At 71.1% G+C, this 23,307-nt stretch carries 20 protein-coding genes; 14 read left to right on the plus strand and 6 right to left on the minus strand.

From position 1 onward, the window contains the following. Complete coding sequence (locus tag RWH44_RS12590; RefSeq protein WP_298873404.1) at positions 1–282, minus strand: multidrug ABC transporter ATPase; 282 nt, start codon at positions 280–282, stop codon at positions 1–3. A 106-nt stretch (positions 283–388) separates the two neighbouring features. On the opposite strand from RWH44_RS12590, the gene RWH44_RS12595 reads away from it, so the two are divergent. Further along, positions 389–772, plus strand: coding sequence for a cold-shock protein (locus tag RWH44_RS12595; RefSeq protein ID WP_076676768.1), 384 nt, complete (start codon positions 389–391; stop codon positions 770–772). Continuing rightward, positions 756–1,454: a DUF3027 domain-containing protein gene (locus RWH44_RS12600; RefSeq protein ID WP_316004826.1), complete on the plus strand. Its 699-nt coding sequence runs from the start codon at positions 756–758 to the stop codon at positions 1,452–1,454. The genes RWH44_RS12595 and RWH44_RS12600 overlap by 17 nt, the downstream gene beginning before the upstream one ends. 65 nt (positions 1,455–1,519) lie before the next feature. Here the strand turns inward: RWH44_RS12600 and serC are convergent, their stop codons facing one another. After that, entirely contained in the window at positions 1,520–2,641 is a 1,122-nt protein-coding gene (gene serC / locus RWH44_RS12605; protein WP_316004827.1) for a phosphoserine transaminase, read from the minus strand. A gap of 99 nt (positions 2,642–2,740) precedes the next feature. Between serC and RWH44_RS12610 the strand changes: the two genes are divergently transcribed. From RWH44_RS12610 to RWH44_RS12645, 8 genes are all read left to right on the plus strand, one after another. Then, positions 2,741–3,439 carry an iron-dependent transcriptional repressor DtxR gene (locus tag RWH44_RS12610; RefSeq protein WP_316004828.1) on the plus strand — a complete coding sequence of 233 codons (699 nt, stop codon included), beginning with the start codon at positions 2,741–2,743 and terminating at the stop codon, positions 3,437–3,439. 459 nt (positions 3,440–3,898) lie between these two features. Next, positions 3,899–4,615 carry a M23 family metallopeptidase gene (locus tag RWH44_RS12615; protein WP_316004829.1) on the plus strand — a complete coding sequence of 239 codons (717 nt, stop codon included), beginning with the start codon at positions 3,899–3,901 and terminating at the stop codon, positions 4,613–4,615. Between the two features lie 341 nt (positions 4,616–4,956). Then, positions 4,957–5,454, plus strand: a complete 498-nt coding sequence (locus tag RWH44_RS12620; RefSeq protein WP_298873390.1) for an HNH endonuclease — start codon at positions 4,957–4,959, stop codon at positions 5,452–5,454. 246 nt (positions 5,455–5,700) lie between these two features. Next, on the plus strand, positions 5,701–6,447 hold the full coding sequence (locus tag RWH44_RS12625) for a 3-oxoacid CoA-transferase subunit A (RefSeq protein WP_316004830.1): 747 nt from the start codon (positions 5,701–5,703) through the stop codon (positions 6,445–6,447). Then, positions 6,444–7,082 (plus strand): 3-oxoacid CoA-transferase subunit B, encoded by a 639-nt coding sequence (locus tag RWH44_RS12630; protein WP_316004831.1) that lies wholly within the window; start codon positions 6,444–6,446, stop codon positions 7,080–7,082. Before RWH44_RS12625 ends, RWH44_RS12630 begins: the two co-directional genes overlap by 4 nt. 3 nt (positions 7,083–7,085) lie before the next feature. Then, on the plus strand, positions 7,086–8,252 hold the full coding sequence (locus tag RWH44_RS12635; RefSeq protein ID WP_316004832.1) for a thiolase family protein: 1,167 nt from the start codon (positions 7,086–7,088) through the stop codon (positions 8,250–8,252). Positions 8,253–8,327: 75 nt separating this feature from the next. Beyond that, entirely contained in the window at positions 8,328–9,104 is a 777-nt protein-coding gene (locus RWH44_RS12640) for an IclR family transcriptional regulator domain-containing protein (protein ID WP_316004833.1), read from the plus strand. 196 nt (positions 9,105–9,300) lie between these two features. Then, positions 9,301–10,452 carry a SpoIIE family protein phosphatase gene (locus RWH44_RS12645; RefSeq protein ID WP_316004834.1) on the plus strand — a complete coding sequence of 384 codons (1,152 nt, stop codon included), beginning with the start codon at positions 9,301–9,303 and terminating at the stop codon, positions 10,450–10,452. A gap of 69 nt (positions 10,453–10,521) precedes the next feature. Here the strand turns inward: RWH44_RS12645 and opgC are convergent, their stop codons facing one another. From opgC to RWH44_RS12665, 4 genes are read right to left on the minus strand one after another with little or no spacing between them, the layout of a single operon-like run. Further along, entirely contained in the window at positions 10,522–13,122 is a 2,601-nt protein-coding gene (opgC, locus tag RWH44_RS12650) for an OpgC domain-containing protein (protein WP_316004835.1), read from the minus strand. A gap of 5 nt (positions 13,123–13,127) precedes the next feature. Beyond that, complete coding sequence (locus RWH44_RS12655; RefSeq protein ID WP_316004836.1) at positions 13,128–13,544, minus strand: ATP-binding protein; 417 nt, start codon at positions 13,542–13,544, stop codon at positions 13,128–13,130. Then, complete coding sequence (locus RWH44_RS12660) at positions 13,537–13,872, minus strand: STAS domain-containing protein (protein ID WP_316004837.1); 336 nt, start codon at positions 13,870–13,872, stop codon at positions 13,537–13,539. Before RWH44_RS12660 ends, RWH44_RS12655 begins: the two co-directional genes overlap by 8 nt. A gap of 1 nt (position 13,873) precedes the next feature. Beyond that, entirely contained in the window at positions 13,874–15,790 is a 1,917-nt protein-coding gene (locus tag RWH44_RS12665; RefSeq protein ID WP_316004966.1) for a glycosyltransferase family 2 protein, read from the minus strand. A 363-nt stretch (positions 15,791–16,153) separates the two neighbouring features. Here RWH44_RS12665 and imuA' point away from each other — a divergent pair, with 363 nt between their 5' ends. The 4 genes from imuA' to RWH44_RS12685 all read left to right on the plus strand — a co-directional run bounded on the left by imuA' (position 16,154) and on the right by RWH44_RS12685 (position 23,283). After that, on the plus strand, positions 16,154–16,870 hold the full coding sequence (imuA', locus tag RWH44_RS12670; RefSeq protein ID WP_316004838.1) for a DnaE2-dependent mutagenesis accessory factor ImuA': 717 nt from the start codon (positions 16,154–16,156) through the stop codon (positions 16,868–16,870). Beyond that, positions 16,870–18,414, plus strand: coding sequence for a DNA polymerase Y family protein (locus tag RWH44_RS12675; protein ID WP_316004839.1), 1,545 nt, complete (start codon positions 16,870–16,872; stop codon positions 18,412–18,414). The genes imuA' and RWH44_RS12675 overlap by 1 nt, the downstream gene beginning before the upstream one ends. A gap of 132 nt (positions 18,415–18,546) precedes the next feature. Then, positions 18,547–22,086, plus strand: coding sequence for an error-prone DNA polymerase (locus RWH44_RS12680; protein ID WP_316004840.1), 3,540 nt, complete (start codon positions 18,547–18,549; stop codon positions 22,084–22,086). Between the two features lie 66 nt (positions 22,087–22,152). Continuing rightward, on the plus strand, positions 22,153–23,283 hold the full coding sequence (locus RWH44_RS12685; RefSeq protein ID WP_316004841.1) for a DUF2510 domain-containing protein: 1,131 nt from the start codon (positions 22,153–22,155) through the stop codon (positions 23,281–23,283). The last annotated feature ends 24 nt before the right edge of the window (positions 23,284–23,307 follow it).

Raw genomic sequence — 23,307 nt, forward strand, 5'->3', positions numbered from 1 at the left:
TCAGCGGGCCTTGTTGGCCCGCGCCCTTCGGACGAAGCTCATGATGAGCACGGCGAGCAGGCACCCGAACGCGACCGGGGGCGCGATGTAGACGATGACACCGATCGTCGGCCAGAGGCCCGAGCCCATGTCGGCACCGGCGCTGGAGCCCACGATGATCGCGAAGAAGCAGACGATCGACAGCACGAGCAGCCCCAGCGACATGAACGCCAGGATGCGGTCGATGCGTCGGACGGGAACGTCGTCGCCCGGCGTACTGCCGCCGGTGGTGCGGGTGCTCATCGCGCTCAGCCTACTGCCTGGCGCCGGTGTCGTAGTCTGGAAGACCGGGATCCGCTCGGTTCCCGCGTTCCGCCGCGCATTCGCGCACATATCCAGCGAGGTGTCCATGCCCACCGGCAAGGTCAGGTTCTACGACGACGAGAAGGGCTTCGGCTTCATCAGCACCGATGACGGCCAGGACGTGTTCCTGCACGCCACGGCTCTGCCCGCCGGAACCCCCGCTCCCAAGGCCGGGACGCGCCTCGAGTTCGGTGTCGCCGACGGAAAGCGCGGTCTCCAGGCGCTGTCGGTGCGCGTGCTGGACGCCCCGGTGAGTCTCTCGAAGCGCTCGCGCAAGCCGGCCGACGACATGGCGATCATCGTCGAAGACCTCGTCAAGCTCCTCGACGGCATCGGCGGCGACCTGCGTCGCGGTCGATACCCCAACGGTCCGCACGCCCAGAAGATCGCCGCGGTCCTGCGCAAGGTCGCCGATGACTTCGAAGCCTGAGCAGGGGGAGACCGCGCAGGTCGCCGACGAGCGCCTGACCGGAGCGCACGACCTCGCGCTCGCGGCTCTGCACGAGATCACCCCCGCCGACACCGTCGGCCCCGCCGCGGGGTACGCGCTCGAAGACGACGGCGTCGTCTCGCTCCGCTTCCACACGCGCCTGTCGGGGTATCCCGGCTGGTTCTGGACGGTGAGCGTGGCCGTCGTCGAGGAGTCGGAGCCGACCGTGCTCGAGGTCGAGCTGCTGCCCGGTGACGGAGCGCTGCTTGCCCCCGACTGGGTGCCGTGGGCGACGCGACTCGCCGAGTACCAGGCGGCCCAGGCCGCCGCTGCAACCGACGACGCCGACGCCGACGCGGATGACGACGACATCGACGACGACCCCGAGGACGAGCACGACGAGGAGGACGACGACGAGGAGGACGAGCCCAAGGCCCGTTTCCACGCCGGCGACCTCGACGGCGTCGACATCGACGAGTTCGACGCGGACCACGCGGTCGACCAGCGGTCGGGCGACGAGGACTCGGATGCCGAGGACTCGGATGCCGACGACAGCGACGCCGATGACGACGATCGCGATGACGACGACGACGACAGTGATGACGACGACGCCGACGACAGCATTGACGACGACGACAGTGATGACGACGACGATCGCGACGAGGGCGACCGCAGCTACTGACGCATCGCTCCCGACACGACGAAGGCCGCCCCGCGTGATGCGAGGCGGCCTTCGTCGTGTCGGGTTCAGGCGCCGGGCAGGCGCTCGATCGTGTAGTCGATCGCCCCGATGAGACGGCGGACGTCGTCGGGCTCGATCGAGACGAACGTCGCCACCCGCAGCTGGTTGCGGCCGAGCTTGCGGTAGGGCTCGGTGTCGACGATCCCGTTGGCGCGCAGGCTCTTCGCGATCGCCGCGGCGTCGATGCTGTCGTCGAAGTCGATCGTCACGACGACGGGGGAGCGGTCGGCCGCGTCGGCGACGAACGGGGTCGCGACCCTGCTGGCATCCGCCCAGTCGTACAGCGCCGACGACGATTCCGCGGTGCGGGCGCCCGCCCACGTCAGGCCGCCGTTGTCGAGGATCCAGCCCAGCTGCTCGTCGAGGAGCAGCAGGGTGGCCAGTGCCGGGGTGTTGAGGGTCTGCTGCAGGCGCGAGTTGTCGAGCGCGTTCTTAAGGCTCAGGAACTCGGGGATGTAGCGGTCGGATGCCGCGATGCTCTCGATGCGCTCGATCGCGGCGGGCGACACGGCGGCGTACCACAGGCCGCCGTCGGAGCCGAGGTTCTTCTGCGGGGCGAAGTAGTAGACGTCGGCCTGCGTCACGTCGAAGTCGATGCCGCCCGCAGCGCTCGTGGCGTCGATCACGGTCAGCGCTCCCGCGTCGCCCGCGACGCGCACCACCGGGGCGGAGACGCCGGTCGAGGTCTCGTTGTGGGGCCACGCGTAGACGTCGACGCCCTCGACGACCTCGGCGACGGTGCGGGTGCCGGGCTCCGCCTTGCGGACGTCGGGGGCCTGGAGCCACGGGGCGGCCGCGGCGGAGGCGAACTTGCCGCCGAACTCGCCGAACACGAGGTTCTGGCTGCGGTTCTGGATGAGACCGAAGGCCGCGGCATCCCAGAAGGCGGTCGACCCTCCGTTGCCGAGGATGATCTCGTAGCCGTCGGGCAGCCGGAACAGCTGCGACAGGCGCTCGCGCGTGCTGGCGACGAGGTTCTTCACGGGCGCCTGGCGATGCGAGGTGCCGAGGATGGACGCCCCGCGGGTGACGAGGGCCTCGAGCTGCGCACCGCGCACCTTCGAGGGGCCGCACCCGAAGCGACCGTCGGCGGGCAGGAGTTCGGCGGGGAGTTCCACGTGCGGCATGGGTCCGATTCTAGGGTCCCGCCCCTCGGGCGCCGGCGCCCGTGTCGGAGGGGGTCGGTAGGCTGGGAGGACTTGCCGCGCGACATCGAGGACTCCTGAATGACCGATCTGATCGACACCACCGAGATGTACCTGCGCACCATCCTCGAGCTCGAGGAGGAGAAGATCGTGCCGCTGCGCGCGCGCATCTCCGAGCGCCTCGGCCACTCGGGGCCGACGGTGTCGCAGACCGTGGGACGCATGGAGCGCGACGGCCTCGTGGTGGTCTCCGAAGACCGACGCCTCGAGCTGACCGCCGACGGGCGTCAGAAGGCCGTCGACGTCATGCGCAAGCACCGACTCGCCGAGCGCCTGTTGAGCGATGTGATCGGTCTCGACTGGGCCTACGTCCACGACGAGGCCTGCCGGTGGGAGCACGTCATGAGCGAGCAGGTCGAGCGCCGACTCGTCGAGCTGCTCGGCCACCCGACCGAGTCGCCCTACGGCAACCCCATCCCCGGCCTCGACCAGCTGGGCGACACCGTGAGCTCCACGTTCGATGACGGTGTCGTCGGTCTGGTCCGCAAGCTCACCGACGCGGGTGGTCCGATCTCGGGCACGGTTCGTCGTCTCGCCGAGCCGGCGCAGGTCGACCCCGAGTTGCTGCAGCAGCTGAAGGCAGCGGGCGTCCTGCCCGGAGCGCGTGGCGACTTCCGCTTCAACGAGGGGTACGTGCTGGTGCAGATGGAGGGCGTCGACGAGGGGCTCGAGCTCCCCGTCGAGGTCGCGTCGCACATCTTCCTCGTCGCCGAGGCCTGAGCGGCGCGATCGCGGCCGAGGCTGAACCTTCGCCGGGCATCGGGTGATCACCAGGAGCGGAGCGTGACATGTTCGTTATCTTCGGGTAGCCTCTGAGAGTCCACAGGCGAGAAGCCCGCCGTCGGACCCCTCGCGGTTTGCCTCATCGGCTCGTCGTCCGCAGAGGGTGAAGCCCGCACATCGTGCCCCCATCATCGAGTGCTGACGAGCCAGCGTCCCAGACGCAGAGGCGCCGGAGGAAGTTTGGCTGAACACAACGATCCCGCTGCGGACCTACCCGAGGTCCCTGCAACGGGTCCCACTCGCAAGAGCGTGCGCGCAGAGGTCGCCCGACCGACCCGCCGCCCGATGCAGTCCCGCTCCGCAGCGACCGCACCCGCCGTCCGCACCGCTCCCGCTCCCACCGGCTCGGCCCGGCGTCGAGGGGGGAAGTCGTTGCGCAGTGCCGTGATTCTCTCGATGGTCGCAGGTCTCGTGGCGACCGTCGCGATCCCCGCCTACGCGGCCACGATGCCCGCGGCTCAGACGATGTCGCTGCAGCAGATGTCGGCGCCCGACAACCAGTCGCTCGTGGTCGCCTCCGACGCGACGGCGGAGGGCCTCGATCGCAGCAGCTACTCCGCCACCACGGCGGAGGAGATCCAGAAGAAGAAGGACGAGGAGGCCGCCGCTGCCGCCGCCGCTGCCGCTGCCGCGGCCGCTGCGGAGCGTGCGCGCCAGTCGGCATCCACCGCGAGCTCGTCGGTCTCGAACGTCGACCTGAGCATGACCGCTCCCGGCTCGGGCGAGGTGCGCTGGCCGCTGACCAGCTACATCCTCGGCCGCGGGCTGTGGGACTCGGGCTACCACCAGGGTGTCGACCTGCTCGCCCCCGGCGGTCAGCCGATCTTCGCCGCCGCGGCGGGAGTCGTGAGCGTGTCGTCCGAGAGCTACGGCGGCTACGGCGTCGGCATCGTCATCGAGCACGTGATCAACGGCCAGAAGGTGTCGACCACCTACGGCCACATGACCTACGGCAGCCGCCAGGTGCAGGCCGGCCAGACGGTCGCCGCCGGTCAGCTCATCGGTCTCGTCGGCTCCACCGGCAGCTCGACCGCGAACCACCTGCACTTCGAGGTGCACATCAACGGTTCGGTCGTCGACCCCTACGCGTGGCTGCAGCAGAACGCGGGCTGATCCCTTCCCCGTGAAAGCGGCGTGCCGGAGACGATCGTTCTCCGACACGCCGCTTTCCGTTTCCCCCCTCACCCGACCCCGGGCGTGTCGCAGTGGGTTAGCCTGTCAGCGACGTCGGAAGAACCGGAGGGACCGCCGATGAACACCAGCCCGCGCATCCGCACCATGGATGCGCTCGGGCTGCTCGTTCTTCGGCATCGTGTGTTCGGATGCCGCGGCTTCGCCGCGATCACCCAGGCGCTGTCTGTCTAGACAGCGCCTTTTTTCATACCCCTGCGCCTCACCCGTCGTCGCGAGTCGAACATCCGAGAAGCCGTCTCGGCCATTCGAGAGGAAGCGAAATGCGCACACTGGTCCTGAACGCGGGCTACGAGCCCCTCGCGGTCGTGTCGTTCAAACGAGCCCTCGTGCTCGTGATGAACGAGAAGGCCACGGTCATCGAACACATCGAGGAAGACCCCGTCTGGGCGGCGGCGGGAACCTACGATCGCCCGGCGGTGATCATCCTGACGCGCTACGTCCGGGTGCCGGGGGCGCGTCAGGTGCCGGTCACGCGTCGCGGCGTCCTGCGGCGCGACGCACACCGGTGCGGATACTGCGGCAAGGCCGCCTCGACGATCGACCACGTGCTCCCGCGGTCTCGCGGCGGCAAGGACACGTGGGAGAACCTCGTGGCCTGCTGCCTGGCCTGCAACAACATCAAGGGCGATCGCACCCCGCAGGAGATGCGGTGGGAGCTGCGACTCGTGCCCGCGCCGCCGCGCGGATCGTCGTGGACGGTGCGCGGCGTCGACAAGAGCGACCCGCGGTGGGAGCCCTACCTGGCGCTGGCCGCCTGATCTGACTCACACGGAAGGCTCGGCCGGGCTCTCGCTCGGCCGGGCCTTCCGCGTGCGTCCGCACCCGGCCGGGCTGTCCGTGCGCGCGCGAGTGGGCTGCTTCCGTGTGCGTTCGCGTCCGGTTGGGCCTTTCGTGTGCGTTGGCACCCGTCGGTCGGTGCGGGGCGGCCTCATCCGGGGTCTGGATTCCGCTCGACCACCGTTGTACGCTAGGCGAATGCTTGTTCGCTCAACGAACGTCGACGCATGATCGACAAGACCGTCTCCGACATCGCAGCCGCCGTCTCCGGCATCCGCGACGGTGCGACCGTGATGATCGGCGGTTTCGGTCGTGCCGGCCAGCCGGTCGAGCTCATCGACGCGCTCATCGCCCACGGGGCGTCGGGGCTCACCGTCGTCAACAACAACGCCGGCAACGGCGACACGGGCCTCGCTGCCCTGCTCGCCGCGGGTCAGGTGCGCAAGATGATCTGTTCGTTCCCGCGGCAGAGCGACTCCTGGGTCTTCGACCGCCTGTACCGCGCGGGCGAGGTGGAACTCGAGCTCGTGCCCCAGGGCAATCTGGCCGAGCGCATCCGAGCGGCGGGAGCCGGTATCGGTGGCTTCTTCACGCCCACCGGTTTCGGGACCCAGCTCGCCGAGGGCAAGGAGACGCGGCGCATCGACGGACGCGACTACGTGCTCGAATACCCCATCCGCGCCGACGTCGCCCTCATCAGCGCTCGACGTGCCGATCGCTGGGGCAACCTCGTCTACCGCGAGACCGCGCGCAACTTCGGCCCCATCATGGCCGCGGCCGCCACGACCACCGTCGTGCAGGTCGACGAGATCGTGCCGTTGGGCTCGCTCGACCCCGAGAGCGTCGTCACCCCGGGTCTCTACGTCGACCGCGTCGTCGCCGTCGGCGAGCGTCGATGGCTCCGCGACGGCGCCTTCGTCGGCGGCGTCGACATCGAAGGACGCCCCCTGGAGTCCGAGGAGGGCCCCGCATGACCACGCGCATCTCCCGCACGCAGCTCGCCGCGCGGGTGGCATCCGACATTCCCGAAGGCGCGGTCGTGAACCTCGGGATCGGCGCTCCCACGCTGGTGGCCGACTACCTTCCCGAGGGCCTCGAGATCGTGCTGCACACCGAGAACGGCATGCTCGGCATGGGTCCCGCACCCGAGCGCGGACGCGTCGACCCCGACCTCATCAACGCCGGTAAGCAACCCGTGACCGCGCTCGCGGGGGCGGCGTACTTCCACCACGCCGACTCGTTCGCGATGATGCGCGGCGGGCACCTCGACGTGTGCGTGCTGGGTGCGTTCCAGGTGTCGGCCGGGGGCGATCTCGCCAACTGGTCGACGGGGGAGCCCGGGGCGATCCCCGCGGTCGGCGGGGCGATGGACCTCGCGATCGGTGCGAAGGACGTCTACGTCATGACCGACCTGCTCACCAAGGGCGGCGAGCCCAAGCTGGTCGCCGCCTGCACCTACCCGCTCACCGGCGTCGGCTGCGTCTCGCGCGTCTACACCGACCGCGGTGTCTTCGACGTCACCGCCTCCGGCTTCCGCGTGCGCGAGCTGTTCGGCGACAACACCCACGCCGAGATCGAGGCCCTGCTCGGCCTGACGCTGGAGGTCTGACCCATGCCCGCATCCTTCGTCTACGACGCCGTGCGCACCCCGTTCGCCCGGCACGGCAAGGCTTTCGCCGACGTGCGCCCCGACGATCTCGCCGCGACCGTCATGGCATCCGTCGTCGACCGCACCGGCATCGACCCCGCCCGCATCGAGGACGTGATCTTCGGCGACGCCAACCAGGCGGGGGAGGACAACCGCAACGTCGCGCGCTTCGGCGCGCTGCTCGCGGGCTTCCCGTCGTCGGTGCCGGGCACCACCATCAACCGCTTGTGCGGATCGTCGCTGGACGCCGTGATCCAGGGCTCGCGCGCGATCGAGGCGGGCGACGCCGAGCTGATCCTCGCCGGCGGCGTCGAGTCGATGACACGCGCGCCGTTCGTGGTCGAGAAGAGCCCGCGCCCCTTCCCCGCCGCGAACCAGACGATGTGGAACACCTCGATCGGCTGGCGCATGACCAACCCGCGGCTGAGGTCGGACTGGACGATCTCGAACGGCGAGAGCGCCGAGAAGCTCGCCGAGATCTACGACATCTCGCGCGAGGACCAGGACGCCTTCGCCGCCCGCAGCCACCGCCTCGCCGCGGCGGCCTGGGCCGCGGGGCGCTTCGACGACGAGATCGTGCAGGTCGAGGGGCACGCGCTCGCCCGCGACGAGGGCATCCGCGACGATTCGACGGCCGAGGTGCTGGCGGGGCTGCGACCGGCGTTCCGAAGGGACGGCTCGGTCACGGCGGGCAACTCCTCGCCCATCAACGACGGCGCCTCCGCGGTGCTGCTGGGGGCGGAAGGGGCGGTGGATGCCGAGCCCCTCGCGCGCATAGCGGGACGCGCGGCGTTCGGCAACGACCCCGACGTGTTCGGCGTCGCCCCAGTCGAGGCGGCCAATCGGGCGCTCGCGCGAGCCGGACGCTCGTGGGCGGACGTGTCGTTCGTGGAGCTCAACGAGGCGTTCGCGTCGCAGACCCTCGCGTGCGCGAAGCTGTGGACCGAGCTCGACCCCGAGCTGCTCAACCAGAATGGGGGAGCGATAGCCATCGGGCACCCGCTCGGCGCCTCGGGCGGCCGGATCATCGCGCGCGCGGCGCACGAACTCGCGCGCCGCGGGGGCGGAGTCGCGGTCGCCGCGATCTGCATCGGCGTGGGCCAGGGGCTGGCCGTCGTGCTCGAGCGCTGACTCGTGGGCGTCTGCTGCGGGCGGTGCCTTCCGGGCGGTGCGTCGTGGACGCCGACCCGCGGATAGGGTGAGGCGGTGGACGAGCGGGATGCGACCGACGGCGGCGACGTGGTGCAGGCGTTCGTCCGCGGCCTCGCGGTCATCCGCTGCTTCGACGCCCAGAACCGGTCGCTGACGCTCAGTGACGTGGCCCGCCGCGCCGACGTGACGCGCGCCGCGGCCGGTCGGTTCCTGCGCACCCTCGAGGCGCTCGGTTACGTCCGCAGCGACGGGCGGATGTTCACTCTCACGCCGCGCGTGCTCGAACTCGGCTTCAGCTACCTCTCGGCATCCACTCTTCCGGACGTGATTCAGCCGCACCTCGAGGCCCTCTCGCGCGCGACCGATGAGAGCGCCTCGGCGGCCGTGCTCGACGGTGCCGACATCGTGTACATCGCGAGGGTGCCGCTGCGGCGCATCATGTCGGTGGGGATCACGGTGGGAACGCGCTTCCCCGCGGCGGCGACGAGCATGGGGCGCGTCCTGCTCGCGCACGCGGAGCCCCGCGTCGTCGACGCCGTGCTGGCCGCGCCGCTGCCGGCGCGGACGCCGCAGACGATCACCGACCCGGCCGCCCTGCGCGCGGAACTGGAACGGGTGCGCGAGCGCGGATGGGCGCTGGTCGACGGCGAGCTCGAGCCCGGGCTCACCTCGCTGGCCGTGCCCGTGCGCGGCCGCGACGGCGCGGTCGCCGCGGCGGTGAACGTCTCAATGAGCAGCGGGCGGCACTCTCGGGAGACGGTGGTCGAGAGGTTCGTGCCGACGATGATCCGCGAGGCTGCCGCGATGCAAGCGGACCTCCGGTTGCTCTGACGCGTCTCAGTACTACGGAGATCCTCCGGCGGATCGCCCGTTGCGGCCGTTTCCCTCGATAGGGTCGAGATGTCGGCGTGATCGATTCCGCGACGACGTGGGGGAGTCTTCCGAGTCGAAGCAGCTCCGCGTCCGCGAGAGAGCGCCGGTCGCCGCGGATCAGCGCGGTGCAACGCCCGCGGAAGGACAGCCCCCGATGACCTCCGACATCCCCGCCCCCGGATCCGCCGTCGATCGCACGGGCCTGATGGACTCGCCGCCCGAGGAACGATTCGATCGCATCACGCGCCTCGCACGCGAGCTCTTCGACGTCGACTACGCGCTGGTCAACATCGTCGATGACGACGAGGTCTACACGAAGGCGCAGCCGGACGGACCGCGGTTCGGGCGCTCGCCGCGCGAGGCCGTCTTCTGCGGCGAGACGGTGAAGCAACAGGGCATCCTCGAGGTCGACGACGCCACCGCCGACGACCGCTTCCGCGACATCGCCGCCGTCACCGGGTACGGGATGCGCTTCTACGCGGGCTTCCCCTTGCGCACCGACGACGGCGACGCCGTGGGCACCCTGTGCCTGCTCGACTCCGACCCGCGCTCCCTGACCGACGCGCAGCGCAGAAGCCTCGAGCAGTTCGGACGCTGGGCGCAGGCGGAGGTGCGGCAGAGCGAGGCGGACGCGCCCGCTTCCGTTCCGTCAGCCGTACGCGAGGAGCGAGGAAGCGCCGACGGGGTGCGCTTGGCATCCCTCGCCATCCCGCACGGCCTCGTGAGCGGTGACAGCAGCGGCTGGCAGCAGGTGGGCGGTCGGGTCGTGGTCACCCTCGCCGACGTGATGGGCAAGGGCGAGGCCGCCGGGGCCGTCGCCGAAGCCCTGCTCGCCGCCCTGCAGGCTCGACGCGACATGGACCCCGTCGAGGCGATGCTCTCGGTCGAGGGCGAGGCGCGTACCGACGGCCGCTACCGCGACGTGTTCGCGACCGTCTTCCACGCCGTGGTCGACGCCGCGTCCGGCACGGTCGACTTCGTCGACGCCGGTCACGGTCTGACCCTCGTGCTGCACGCCGACGGCACGAGCGAGCGCCTGGACTCGCGCAATCTCCCGCTGGGCCTGCGTCCCGCCGACGTCGAGTGGGAGCCGGGCCGCGTGCGCGTCGGTCGCGGCGACCTGATCGTCAGCGTGTCGGACGGCGCCCTCGACGCGTACGACTCCACCCTCGAGAGCCTCCGCATGATCGGAGACGACCTGCGCGCGGCTGCCGACACCGGCGGGTTCTTCGACGAGCTCGCGCTGAAGGTCTCCACGCACGAGGTCGACGACGACGTCACCGCCATCGTTCTGTCGGTGCACTGACCGACCCCGGAAGACGGATGCCGGGTCCTCGCGGTCGCGCGAGGCACCCGGCATCCGTCGTTCCGGCCGTCAGCGGGGGATGACGCCGAAGAGGAAGCGCTTTCGGACCATGAAGAAGATGATCCCGATCACCGCCGCGTGGATGAGCGTGCCCTGCCAGAAGCTTCCGCGGTCGAGCCCGGGGATGTTCGCGACGGCGAGCACGAAGAACACGTGCACGATGAAAACGTACAAGCTGGCCTGGCCGAGGGGGATCCAGAGCCAGCCCATGCTCTTCTCGATCGGCTTCCAGGCGACCGTCAGCACCGCGTAGGTGCACACCAGCACGAGCGGCAGGTCGAGCAGACGACCCCACTCGAGGAAGATGCGCTGGTAACCCGAGTCGTACAGGCTCGCGTACAGATCGGCGGGGAAGGGTACGGGGGTGAAGCCGTACGTCTGGCCGGCCCAGAGGTAGACCAGGATGCCGGCGTAGCCGACCACGAAGAGACCGACGCCGATCTTGCCGGGCAGCGTCGTGAGCGCGCGGATGATCTGGCGACGGTAATACCCGATCACGAGGCCGTGGGTGAACAGCACCTGCCACAGCGCGAGGGGGAACACCGCGTCGAACTGCGACGGCAACCGCAGGAAGCCGGGAGCCAGGTCGTGCAGCGCGTACACCACCCAGCTCAGCGCGAGCACGAGCCACCACAGGCGCCGCTTGATGAGCCACATCAGCGCGGGATACGCCAGGCTCAGCACGACGAACAGGCCCATGATGTTGAAGGGCCACGGCCCCATCTCGAGCAGGAGGAACTGCCGCACCGCGTACCACGGCGGCGGGTAGTCCAGCAGGCGCTCGCCGTTGGGGTAGAGGTCGTACACGCGCCCGCTGTCGCCGGAGCCGCCCTCGCCCGTCCCTCGATCGGTGAAGGTGGTCACCGCGGAGGCGTCGACGAAGGGCAGGAAGCCGATCGCGAAGACGAGCAGGATGACGGCCAGCGCGACGACGTACTGCTTGCGCGCGCGTCCCCACGCCGCCACCGCCGCGCCCCACTCGCCGGCCCGGGCGATCGCCGCGGGGAAGACCATGCCCAGCACGATGCCGCTCAGCAGCACGAACAGCTCGGCGCCGGTGATCGCGCCGATGGCCTTGAGCGAGGCGTACGCGAACGGGCTCGTGACCTCGATGTGCGTCACGACCACCACCACGATGATGAAGCCGCGCACCATGTCGATGCGCAGGTCGCGACTGGCCGAGCTGTCGTCGTAACGCCACTTCGGCAGGGCGCGGCCGACGATCCCGGATGCCAGGAAGGCGACCGCGAGGACGGCGGCGCTGCCGGTGATCCAGTTCATCTCCTCGTTCGGCTCTGACCCGCCCTGGCGCACCTGCACGGTGGCCGCCACCCCCTGCTCGGGGGTGACCACATCGGAGACCGGTCCCCACCGGATCAGGCCGGTCGAGAGCAGGTCGTCGCGGAGGGCGGTGGCGAGCTCGCCGTTCGCGGTCGCGCGCCAGTCGACCTCGCGGCCACCGGCCTCGGCCTCTTCGCGCACCACCTCGAGCCACGTGATCCCGGCGATGAGGGGATGGTCGCCGAGCTCGGCGAGCACCTGCGTCCACCACCCGCGCTTGACGGTGAGTTCCGAGTCGCCCTCGCGACCGAAGTCGTACAGGGCGCCGGTGTCGAGCAGGAGCGGCTTGCCCTCGCCTACCGCGAAGCGGTCGTAGAACGACTCGCGCTGGCCGGTCGTGTAGCCCCAGCGCTCGTCCAGCCGGGCGGCGACCTCACCGTCCTCCGGGGCGGTGTTCTGCTCGAGCGGCACGTCGCGGCCGGCGGCGGCCGCCGCCTCGCCCTTGCCGAAGTAGTACAGCGACAGCCCCACGCGGTCGACGGAGTCGGCATCCGGGAAGTACGGACCGTACGGGTCGTCGGCCTCGGTGAACAGGCCGTCGCCGTCGGTGTCGATCGCGGCGCGATCGCGGGCGGTGATGGCGTCGAGGCGACCGTCGGCGCGCTCGAAGGGGTATCCGGCGCCGTACGAGGGGCTCCACACCATCTCGGCCTCGGACGAACCGGCGTGCACCGCCGCGGCGACGTCCTCGAACGCGGCGACGTAGGCCGTGGGCTGTTGTCCCCACGACACCCACGAGCCGTTCATCTCGGGGGCGAAGCGCACGAACTGCTCGGTGCCGTACTGCGAGTGGTAGCGCTCAAGACGCATGGTCAGCTCGGCCGCGTCGGCGTCGGTCAGGGCGTCGAGCTCGACCGAGGGCTCGAGCGTGAGCACCAGCGAGGCCCCCTGCCCCGCGACCTGCAGGGCGGCATGTTGCCACTCCGAGATCGAGCGGGCATCGAGCGGGTACGACAGGCGCACGCTGTACATCGCCGGGGTCTCGCCGAGGCGGTTGCGGTAGCCGTCGGGGCCGTCGTTCCCCCAGTCGAGCTCGGGGCCGAAGCGCACGCCGTCGATCGCGGGGGCCGGCGGGGTCGTGCTCGGGGTGGCGGACGGCGTCGCCGATGCCGCGGGCGCGTCCGGGGTGGCGGTGGATGCCGGAGTCGCGGGCGCCTTCGTGACCGCCGCGGCCGCCGGTGCGGCGGGCGCCGCCGCAAGGGCGGGGGCGGCACCGATCAGAAGGAGCGCGGCGGAGGCCCCCACAGCCGCCGCGACCCGTCGGACCACGCGCCTCACTCTCGTCTCGTCTCCAATGTCCAGACGTTCCGGTCGCCCTCGCGACGCAGCCCGACGTCGTCGACGCCCGCGTTGGCGAGGGCGAGACCGCGGCCGCTCTCCTCATCGGCATCCGCCATGTGCACCGTCGCCAGGTCGAGCAGGGGCGGGTCGCCGTCGTCGCGGAAGGTCGCGCTCAGGGTCTGCGCGTCGGCGAACAGGTCGAGCGTGAACCGGCGCTCGTCGGACTCGCCGCGCGAGTGCTCGACGATGTTGCCGGCGATCTCGATGACCGCGGTCTCGAAGCCGAACCTCGTCATCGGCGCCACCTCGCCGACCTCCTCCCACCACTCGGCGAGCAGGTCGAAGATGGCGTCGAGGCTCGCCGGGACGACGGCCGCGTCGAGGGAGCGGCGTGCTTCGGACTCAGTCACGGAGGGCCTCGTCGACGCTCGGACGCGGGCGCAGGACCCGGTCGAGGTTGGTGAGACCGAGAACCATCGTGACCTGCTCGCTCGGCGCCGCGAGGCGGAGGTCGCCGCCCGCTTGGCGCGCGGTCTTCAGGCAGGCCACGAGCGCGCCGAGGCCCGACGAGTCGACGAACTCGGTCTGCGAGAGGTCCACCACCACGATGCCGCCCTTGCCGCGGGTGATCTCGGCGGTGACCGTTTCGCGGAACGACTTCGCCGAGACCATCGTCAAACGGCCGCGCGGCGTCACGACCGTCCCGTCGGCACGGGGATCGATGTCGACCTGGAGCATGTCAGTAACCTTTCGGTTGGTGATCGGAGGCGGAGTACAGCACCGCGCGGACGATGATGCTGAAGACGGCGAGGTCGTAGAGGACCCACGCGATGTTGATCAGCGGAGCGATGCCCTCGGCCTGCCCCGCGGCGTACCGCACGGCCACGACGCCGAGCGAGGCGACGAGGGCGACCATCACCCACAGCTGCGGCTTGACGAGGTCCCAGCGGGGGCGGTTCTCGACCGAGCGGGTCTTCGGGGTGACCGAGAACCCGAGCGAACGACCGCGGTAGACGTTGTCGAACGCGCTCGTGACGGAGCGGATCCACACAGGGAACAGGGCGAGCGAGTACTGCGCGCCCCTCCAGGTCGGTCGGCCGTTGGCGACCACCAGGAACAGCACCTGGTTGATGACGAAGAAGGGGATGAAGCGGGCGAAGAAATCCACGCTCCACGCCTGGACGGGCATGACTCCAAATGACAGGTACAGCACCGGCGCGGCGACGTACACGATCGCGGCGAACCCCGACAGGTAGCTCCACATCGTGCCGAAGTACATCAGACGCTGTCCCCAGTTCATGCCCTTCTGCACGAGCGGGTTCTCGCGGAACATGACCTGCATCGTGCCCTGCGCCCAGCGCAGGCGCTGGGTGAGCATGGTGGGGAGGTCCTCCGGGGCGAGGCCCTTCGCGAGCACCTCGTCGTGGTAGACCGACTTCCACCCCAGGCCGTGCAGACGCATCGAGGTGGCCATGTCCTCGGTGACCGAGATCGTGGCCAGCGGCATGATGGCCTGCGCCTCTTCCTCGCGTCCCACGTCGAAGGACTCCACGAGCATGCTGACCGACTCCACCGCGGCCAGGGGCGACAGGCTGCGCTCGCCGAGGGCTTCGAGAGCGAGGTCGTCGATCGCCGCGAGGGCGGCGGGGTCGCCCGTCACCTCGGCCAGCTCGGCGAGTTCGGCGCGCACGTCGGCGATGTCCTGATCGGCGAGTTCCCGGCGCACCGCCACGATCTGCCGCTGGAACCCGTAGGTCAGGTCGGCCAGGGCGTCGCCGCGCGCGATCCCGGCCTTCAGGTCGTCGAGCGCGCGGGAGACGCGATCGAGGGATGCCACGATGCGGGCGTCGGACGCGTGCTCGCGCCGCGCGCGGGCGAGCACGCGACGCGAGGAGCGGATGCCGCGGTTGACCGCGAGCGTGACCTCGCCGACGTAGCGCGAGACGCCGAGTTGCATGAGGGCCTCGCGGCGCAGGATGGCGTTAGAGCCGCAGAAGAAGGCGGCGTTCCACCCGTCCTTGGACTGCTGGATGGGTCCGTAGAACAGCGGTGCCTGACTGCCGAGCGGATCGCTCGCGGGGACGTTGGTGAACCACTGCGGCGTCTGGACCAGGGCGACGCGGTCGTCTTCGAACCAGCCGAGCGTGCGGTCGAGGATGTCGGGGGACGGGATCTGGTCGGCATCCAGGATGAGGAAGAACTCGCCCTCGGTCACCATCAGGGCGTTGTTGAGGTTGCCGGCCTTGGCGTGACGCGGCCTGTTGCGCCACGCCTCCGAACGGGTGATGACGCCGATGCCCTCGGCCTCGGCGAGGGCGCGCAGTTCGGGGCGGTCGCCGTCGTCGAGGATCCAGGTCTCGTGGGGGTAGCGGATCGCCTTGGCCGCGCGTGCGGTCTCCATGACGAGATCGAGGGGCTCGTTGTAGGTGGTCACGAGGACGTCGACCGTCACCTCGTGCTGCAGCGGGGGAGCATCGTGCCGCTCGCGCAGTCGCCAGGCGCCGAGGCCGAAGAGGAGCGAGTCGATGAGACTGTAGGTCTCGGCGAGCACGAGGGGGACCGCGATCCACCAGGACTCCCAGTTGACCGACGCCAGCCACCGCCATGTGATGTAGTTCAGGCCCGTCGCAGCCGACAGGATGACGATCACGCGCACCAGGGCGAGGCGTCGTGTGCGCGAGACATCACGACGCCTGGCATCCCGCCGCAGATCATCGCGGCGGATCGTTGTTTCGACGACCAATTGGGGGGACCTTCCGTCGCTGTTCATCTTCTATGGAAGACGGGGTCTGTCGTCGATCCTTGACGCGCGCGTCGTCGGGACGAGAGGGTACGCTCCCGCGGACACGGGTTCGTTGCGGCGGGTTCCGTCGTGAGGGATACGACGCGGCGGGTCCGACCCGGCTGATGCATCGCGACGGGCCCGATGATCCGGCGATGTCGGAGGTCGATCGTATCTTCGACCACAGGGATTGAGACACTAGAACACATGTTCTAACCTGTGGGAGTGAGGGCGATCGTGAGAGACCAGGTACAGGCCGTACCCGACATCACCGCGCTGCGCGATCGCCTCGAGCGCATGCAGGGGCGGCGCATGGACGCCCCCGTGCTGCCCACGCATCCGGCGTTCTCGTCGCTGCTGCCCGGCGGGGGGCTGCGCTCGGGATCGGCGTACGCGCTCGCCCGCTCGGCATCCCTCCTGCTGGCCCTCATGGCGCGTCCCTCGCAAGACGGCGCGTGGTGCGGGGTCATCGGCATGCCCGAGCTCGGGGCCGAGGCGGCCGAGAAGTACGGGCTCGATCTCGACCGGCTCGTCTTCATCCCCGACCCCGGACCGCGCTGGCTCGCGGTGACCGCGACGATCACCGAGGTGCTCCCCGTGGTGGCCGTGCGTCCGCCCGTCGGTTCCCCGGCCGCGCGGGGAGGGGCCGAGACCACCCGGCTGGCGGCGCGACTGCGCGACCGGGGGTCGGTGCTGCTGGTGCAGGGCGCGTGGCCGCAGGCGGAGGCCGTGATCGACGTGGCCGACCCGCACTGGACCGGGCTCGGACAGGGGCACGGCTACCTGGCCGGTCGCGAGCTCACGGTGTCGGTCAGCAGTCGTCGCTCGCCGAACGCCCGCCGCGCCCGCATGCTGTTGCCCGCGGCCGATGGCTCGATCGAGCTGCTGGGCGCCCCCGCCGAGCGCCTCGTGCCCCGCGAGCGCGAGGCCTACCCCGTGCGGGCGGTGGGCTGATGGCGGCGCCGACGCGCAGTCTCGTGCTGTGGTTCCCCGACTGGCCGATCACGGCGTTCGTGCGCGAGGCCGTGTCTCCTCCGAAGCCGGATGCCGCGGTGGCGGTGTTCGCGAACAACGTCGTCGTCGCGTGCTCGTGGGCGGCTCGCGCGCAGGGCGTGCGACGCGGGCAGAAGCGGCGCGACGCGCAGGCCCTGTGCCCCGGGCTGCAGGTGGTGCCCGCCGACCCCGTGCGCGATGCCCGCGCTTTCGCCCCCGTCGTCGCTCGCGTCGAGGAGCACGCCCCCGGGGTGCAGGTGGTGCGTCCGGGGCTGTGCGCCTTACGGGCCCGGGGTCCGGCTCGCTATTACGGGGGCGAGCTCGAGGCGGCGCGCAAGCTGCTCCGCCTGCTCGACGACGACGGGTTCGCCGGGGTGCGGGCGAGCGTGGCCGACGGCGTCTTCACCGCCGAGCAGGCGGCGCGTACTGCCGGTGTCGACGAGCCCGTGCGCGTCGTTCCGCCGGGAGAGGCGGGAGCCTTCCTCGCGCCGCTGTCGATCGCGACCCTCGACGACGACGAGTTCGGCAGCCTCCTCTCGCGCTTGGGGGTGCACACCCTGGGCGAGCTGGCGGGCCTCCCGGTCGAGAGGGTGCGGGAGCGCTTCGGCGAGCGGGGGGTGCGTCTGCACGCCCTGGCGGGAGGTCTCGACTCGCAGCCGGTGCAGCCGCGCACACCCCCGCCCGAGCTGCACCGAGACGTCGCCTTCGAGCCCCCTCTCGAGCTGGCCGACCAGATCGCCTTCGGCGTGCGCGTGGCGGCCGAGGAGTTCATCGCTCGCCTCGGCGCGCACGACCTGGTGTGCACCGAGCTGCGTGTCGTCCTCACCGGCGAACGGGGCGAGCGCAGCGAGCGCGTGTGGCTGCACCCCGGTTCGTTCGACGCCGCCGGCGTGGTCGACCGCGTGCGCTGGCAGCTCGCCGAAGACGCCCAGGGCATCTTCGGCAGCGGGGTCGCGGGCGTGCACATCGAGCCCGAGGCGGTCGACGCCGCCGCTCATCACGCCCGGGGACTGTTCGGCGCGGGTCCCGACGAGCGCGTGCACCACGCGCTCTCGCGCGTGCAGGCGATGCTCGGGCACCGCGCCGTGGTGACGCCGGTGATCGGCGGTGGGCGGTGGCTCGCCGAACGCCAGGTGCTCGTGCCGTGGGGCGACCGCGCCGTCACGGCGAAGGAGCGCACGCGCCCCTGGCCGGGGAGCCTCCCCGACCCCCTGCCGGCGACCGTCTATCCCGAGCCTCGCCTGGTGGGGGTCACCGACATCGCGGGGGCACCCGTCACCGTGGGGGAGCGCGACGCGCTGAGCGCTCCACCGGCGGTGCTCGAGACGGCGGGGCAGCGTCGACGCATCCAGGAGTGGGCGGGCCCCTGGCCGATCAGCGAGCGCGGATGGGATCCGCTGCGCGCCCGGCGGGCGCACCGGTTCCAGGTCGTCGACGCCGACGGGGGAGCGTGGTTGCTCGTCGTCGAAGAAGGGGAATGGCGAGCGGAGGGACGCTATGACTGAGGGCGTACTCGAGCGTGGGACCCCGAGCGGCGGCGCGTCGGGCTCTGCTCGGATCGCTGCACGCGCCGCGGTGTGCCGCCGTGCTCCGGGCGGGGCGCGCGGGTCGGCCGCCGCCGGGACGGAGGTGCGCTGATGGGCTGGACCAACCCGCCGGTGAAGTGGTCGGAACTCGAACGACTGCTCAGCGACGCGCGGCGGCCCACCGGCGCCCCGCCGAACGGCGACGGCGGCGACAGTCCGGCGTGGTCGCACAAACGCGGCGCCTACGTGCCCCCGACGATCGAGCGTCCGGCCGACACCGTGCCGTACGCCGAACTGCACGCGCACTCGTCGTACTCGTTCCTCGACGGGGCGTCGTCACCCGAGGAGCTCGTGGAAGAGGCAGAACGCCTCGGCCTGCACGCCCTCGCCCTCACCGATCACGACGGGTTCTACGGCATCGTGCGTTTCGCCGAGGCCGCCGAGGCGCGTGCGGTGAAGACGGTCTTCGGGGCCGAGCTGTCGCTGGGGCTGCCCGGCCCGCAGAACGGCGAGGCCGATCCGACCGGGTCGCACCTGCTCGTGCTCGCGCGCCGCGAAGAGGGGTACCACCGGCTCGCCGCCGCGATCACCCACGCGCAGCTCGAGGGGGCCGAGAAGGGGCGTCCGGTCTACGACCTCGACGACCTCGCCGAACGCGCCGGGGGACCGCGCGACCCCCATTGGGCGGTGCTCACCGGATGCCGCAAGGGCGCGGTGCGTCAGGCCCTGGCGTTCGAGGGGCCGGCGGGTGCGGCACGCGAACTCGACACCCTCGTCGACCTGTTCGGGGCCGAGGCCGTCTACGTCGAGCTGATGGATCAGGGCGACCCGCTCGACTCGCGCCGCAACGACGTGCTCGCCGGCCTCGCGGCCGAGAGAGGGCTCGCGACCCTGGCCACCAACAACGTGCACTACGCCGCCCCGCAGAAGCAGCTGCTCGCCGCCGCCGTCGCCGCGGTGCGGGCGAACCGCGGCCTCGACGAGCTCGACGGGTGGCTCCCCGCCCACGCCGGGGCGCACCTCCGCTCGGGGGCGGAGATGGCGGCGCGTTTCGCCCGGTATCCCGGCGCCGTGGCGCGCACGGTGGCGCTCGCCGACGAGATCGCCTTCCCTCTGCGCCGGGCCAAGCCGGCCCTGCCGAAGCAGAGAGTGCCCGAGGGGCATACGCCCATGTCGTGGCTGCGGCACCTGGTCTGGGAGGCGGTGCCGACGAAATACCCGAACCTCTCCGACGACGACCGCCGCCGCATCGAGCGCGAGCTCGAGGTGATCGAGATGAAGGACTTCCCGGGATACTTCCTCATCGTCTACGGCATCGTCGCCGAGGCCCGCCGCCGCGGCATCCTGTGCCAGGGGCGCGGGTCCGCCGCGAACAGCGCCGTCTGCTACCTGCTGAACATCACGGCGGTCGACTCGATCTTCTATCGGCTGCCGTTCGAGCGGTTCCTGTCGAGCCTGCGCGACGAGGAGCCCGACATCGACGTCGACTTCGACTCCGACCGGCGCGAAGAGATCATCCAGTGGGTGTACCAGGAGTACGGGCGCGAGCGCGCGGCGCAGGTGGCCAACGTCATCCAGTACCGCCCGAAGAACGCCGTGCGCGACATGGCCCGCGCGCTCGGGCACTCGCCGGGGCAGCAGGACGCCTGGTCGAAGCAGGTCGAGCGCTGGGGCGCGACCCTCGAGACCGGGTCGGACCACGACATCCCCGATCAGGTCATCGAGTTCGCCTCCGAGCTGCTGAAGGCGCCGCGGCATCTCGGCATCCATTCGGGGGGAATGGTGCTCACCGACCGGCCGGTGGGCGAGGTGGTGCCCATCGAGCACGCGCGCATGGAGAACCGCACGGTCATCCAGTGGGACAAAGACGACGCGGCCTGGATGGGGCTGGTGAAGTTCGATCTGCTGGGCCTGGGCATGCTCGCGGCGTTGCAGTACTGCTTCGACCTGATCCGGGATGCCACGGGCGAGAAGTGGGAGCTGTCGACGCTGCCGAAGGAAGAGAAGGCCGTGTACGACATGCTGTGCCGGGCCGATTCGATCGGGGTGTTCCAGGTGGAGTCGCGCGCGCAGATGGGACTGCTTCCGCGCTTGCAGCCGCGGAAGTTCTACGACCTGGTCGTGCAGATCGCGCTCATCCGCCCGGGACCGATCCAGGGCGGGGCGGTGCATCCCTTCGTGCGGCGCAAGCTCGGTCAGGAGAAGATCACCTACGTGCACCCCAAGCTCGAGCCGGTGCTGTCGCGCACGATGGGTGTTCCGGTGTTCCAGGAGCAGCTCATGCAGATGGCGGTGGCCGTGGGCAACTGCTCGGCCGAAGACGCCGACCTGCTGCGGCGGGCCATGGGATCCAAGCGCGGGCTCGAACGCATCGACTCCCTCCGCGAGACGCTCTATGCCGGCATGGCCGAGAACGGCCTGGTCGGGCAGGTCGCCGACGAGCTGTACGCGAAGATCCAGGCGTTCGCGAACTTCGGGTTCGCCGAGTCGCACTCGCTGTCGTTCGCGCTGCTGGTCTACGCGAGTTCGTGGATCAAGCTGCATTACCCGGCGGCCTTCCTCGCGGGGCTCCTGCGCGCGCAGCCCATGGGGTTCTACTCGCCCGCGACCCTCACCGCCGACGCCCGCCGTCACGGTGTGGTGGTGCGCCGGCCCGATCTGCTGCGCTCGGAGGTGCAGGCGTCGCTCGAGGTGCTCGACGACGCCGCTGCTTCCGGAGCGGGAGGGGATGCCGGGGTGCCGCCGGAGGCGTCGGTCGGCAGGGGCGACGAGAGGCGGCGGGGGTCGCGGGATGTCGCGGACGCCCCCGGCTCCGACGACGCACCGCGCCGCGGGGTCGGGGCGCCGACGGGGCGTGACACGTGCGCGGATGCGCATCAGCCGCCGACGGGGGAGTTCGACCCCTCCGAACCCGACGAGACCCTCGCCCATCGCCGAGACGGGGGATTCGCCGTGCGGCTCGGGCTCGCGGAGGTCACCGGGATCGGGGTCAAGGTCGCCGAACGCATCGTCGCCGAGCGCAAGAGCGGGGGCGCGTACCGCGACCTGCGCGACCTCGTGCGACGCACGGGACTCGTCACCGCGCAGATCGAGGCGCTCGCCACGGCGGGGGCGTTCGAGTGCCTCGGGCACACCCGGCGCGAGGCGATCTGGCTCGCCGGATCGGCGGCGATGGATCGTGCCGAGTTCCTCCCCGACTCCCTGGTGTCGGTGCAGCCGCCGCTGTTCACCGACCCCTCCAGCTACGAGGTGCTCGCCGCCGATCTGTGGGCGACGGGACTCTCGGCCGACGACCACCCGCTGACCCATTTCCGCTCCGCGCTCGACGCCCGCGGGGTGATCACCTCGCGCGAACTGCGCACGTTCGAGACCGGTCGACGCATCGAGGTCGCGGGTCTGGTCACCCACCGGCAGCGGCCGGCCACGGCATCCGGGATCACGTTCCTCAACCTCGAAGACGAGCACGGGCTCATGAACATCATCTGCTCGGTGGGGGTGTGGAACAGATACCGGCGCGTCGCCCGCGAGTCACCCGCGCTCATCGTGCGCGGAATGCTCGAACGCTCGGTCGAGGGGGTCACCAACGTGGTCGCCGACGGGTTCACCGATCTGCGCGTGGGAGTCGCGCACGCCTCGAGGGACTTCCGATGACGTCGGGCGCTCTCACTAGACTCGGGGCGATCTCGCCCGGTTCCGCACCAGACAGGGGAAACGACCATGACCGACACGCCCACACCGCCCGACGGCTGGTACCCCGACCCCGCCGGAGGCGGCGGCCTGCGCCGCTGGGACGGCACGAGCTGGACCGACGAGGTGCGCGCCGTCGACGGATCGACGCCGACCGCCCCGGAGGCCGCGGGGCCGTCGACGAGCGAAGACAGCGCCGTCGCCCCCGACGCATCGGCCTCGAACTCATCGGAGTCCGTCGCGGTCTCGGACGCCCGGGAGTCCCTCGCTCCGACCGACCCGGACGAGGCCGTGACCGCCTCGGAACCTGCCGCTGAGTCCGCCGCCGCTGAGTCGTTCGCCGCTGAGTCCGCCGCGGCGTCGGAGCCGTCAGCCCCGGAGCCCGTCGTCGCTGCGGACCACACCGCCGAGCCCGATCCGGTCGCCGCCGCAGCCCCGGCCGCAGTCCGCGCCGCGCCCTCGGCCGTGCCGCCCATCGTCGCCCCGCCTGTGGCGCCCGTGCCTCCGGCACCCTCGTCGTCTTCCTCCGCTGCATCCGCTCCCACGTACGGGGCGTACGCGTCCGCGGCGAGCACTCCGAACTCGCCCAGCGCGTCGGGCTACGCGGGTGCGCCCGCCTCCCCGGGTGCGCCGGCGTACCCGGGTGCCGCAGCGTCGACGGACGCGGCCCCGCGCACCGACATCCCCACCAACACCGTCTGGGTCTGGCTGCTGGCCTTCCTCCCGCTGGTCGGGGTGCTCTCCCTCTTCCTGTTCGACTGGTCGACCTTCATCCAGGAGTCGTTCTACGCACAGGTGTACGGCGGAGGATCCACGGCCACCGAGACGATCGTCTCGGCCGTGGTCACTCTCGCGAGCGTCGTCTACTACGCCGTCACGGTGCTGTTCGCGTTCCTCGACTGGCGTCAGCTGCGGGCTCGCGGGGTGGAGCGGCCGTTCCACTGGGCGTGGAGCTTCTTCGTGGTGATGATCAGCAGCGCTCTGGTCTACGTGATCGGTCGCGCCGTGATCCTGCGGAAGCGCACGCGCAGCGGTCTCGCGCCGATGTGGGCGGCGATCGCGGTCAACGTGGTGTCGCTCATCGCGATCATCGTGTGGGGGATCTACCTGCTGTGGCAGATCATCCCGCTGATCGAAGAGCTGCAGTACTACGGATACTGAGTCGACGGACGGGTGAGGGCGTCC

The sequence above is a fragment of the Microbacterium phycohabitans genome, assembly GCF_032464935.1.
Taxonomy (GTDB): Bacteria; Actinomycetota; Actinomycetes; order Actinomycetales; family Microbacteriaceae; genus Microbacterium; species Microbacterium phycohabitans.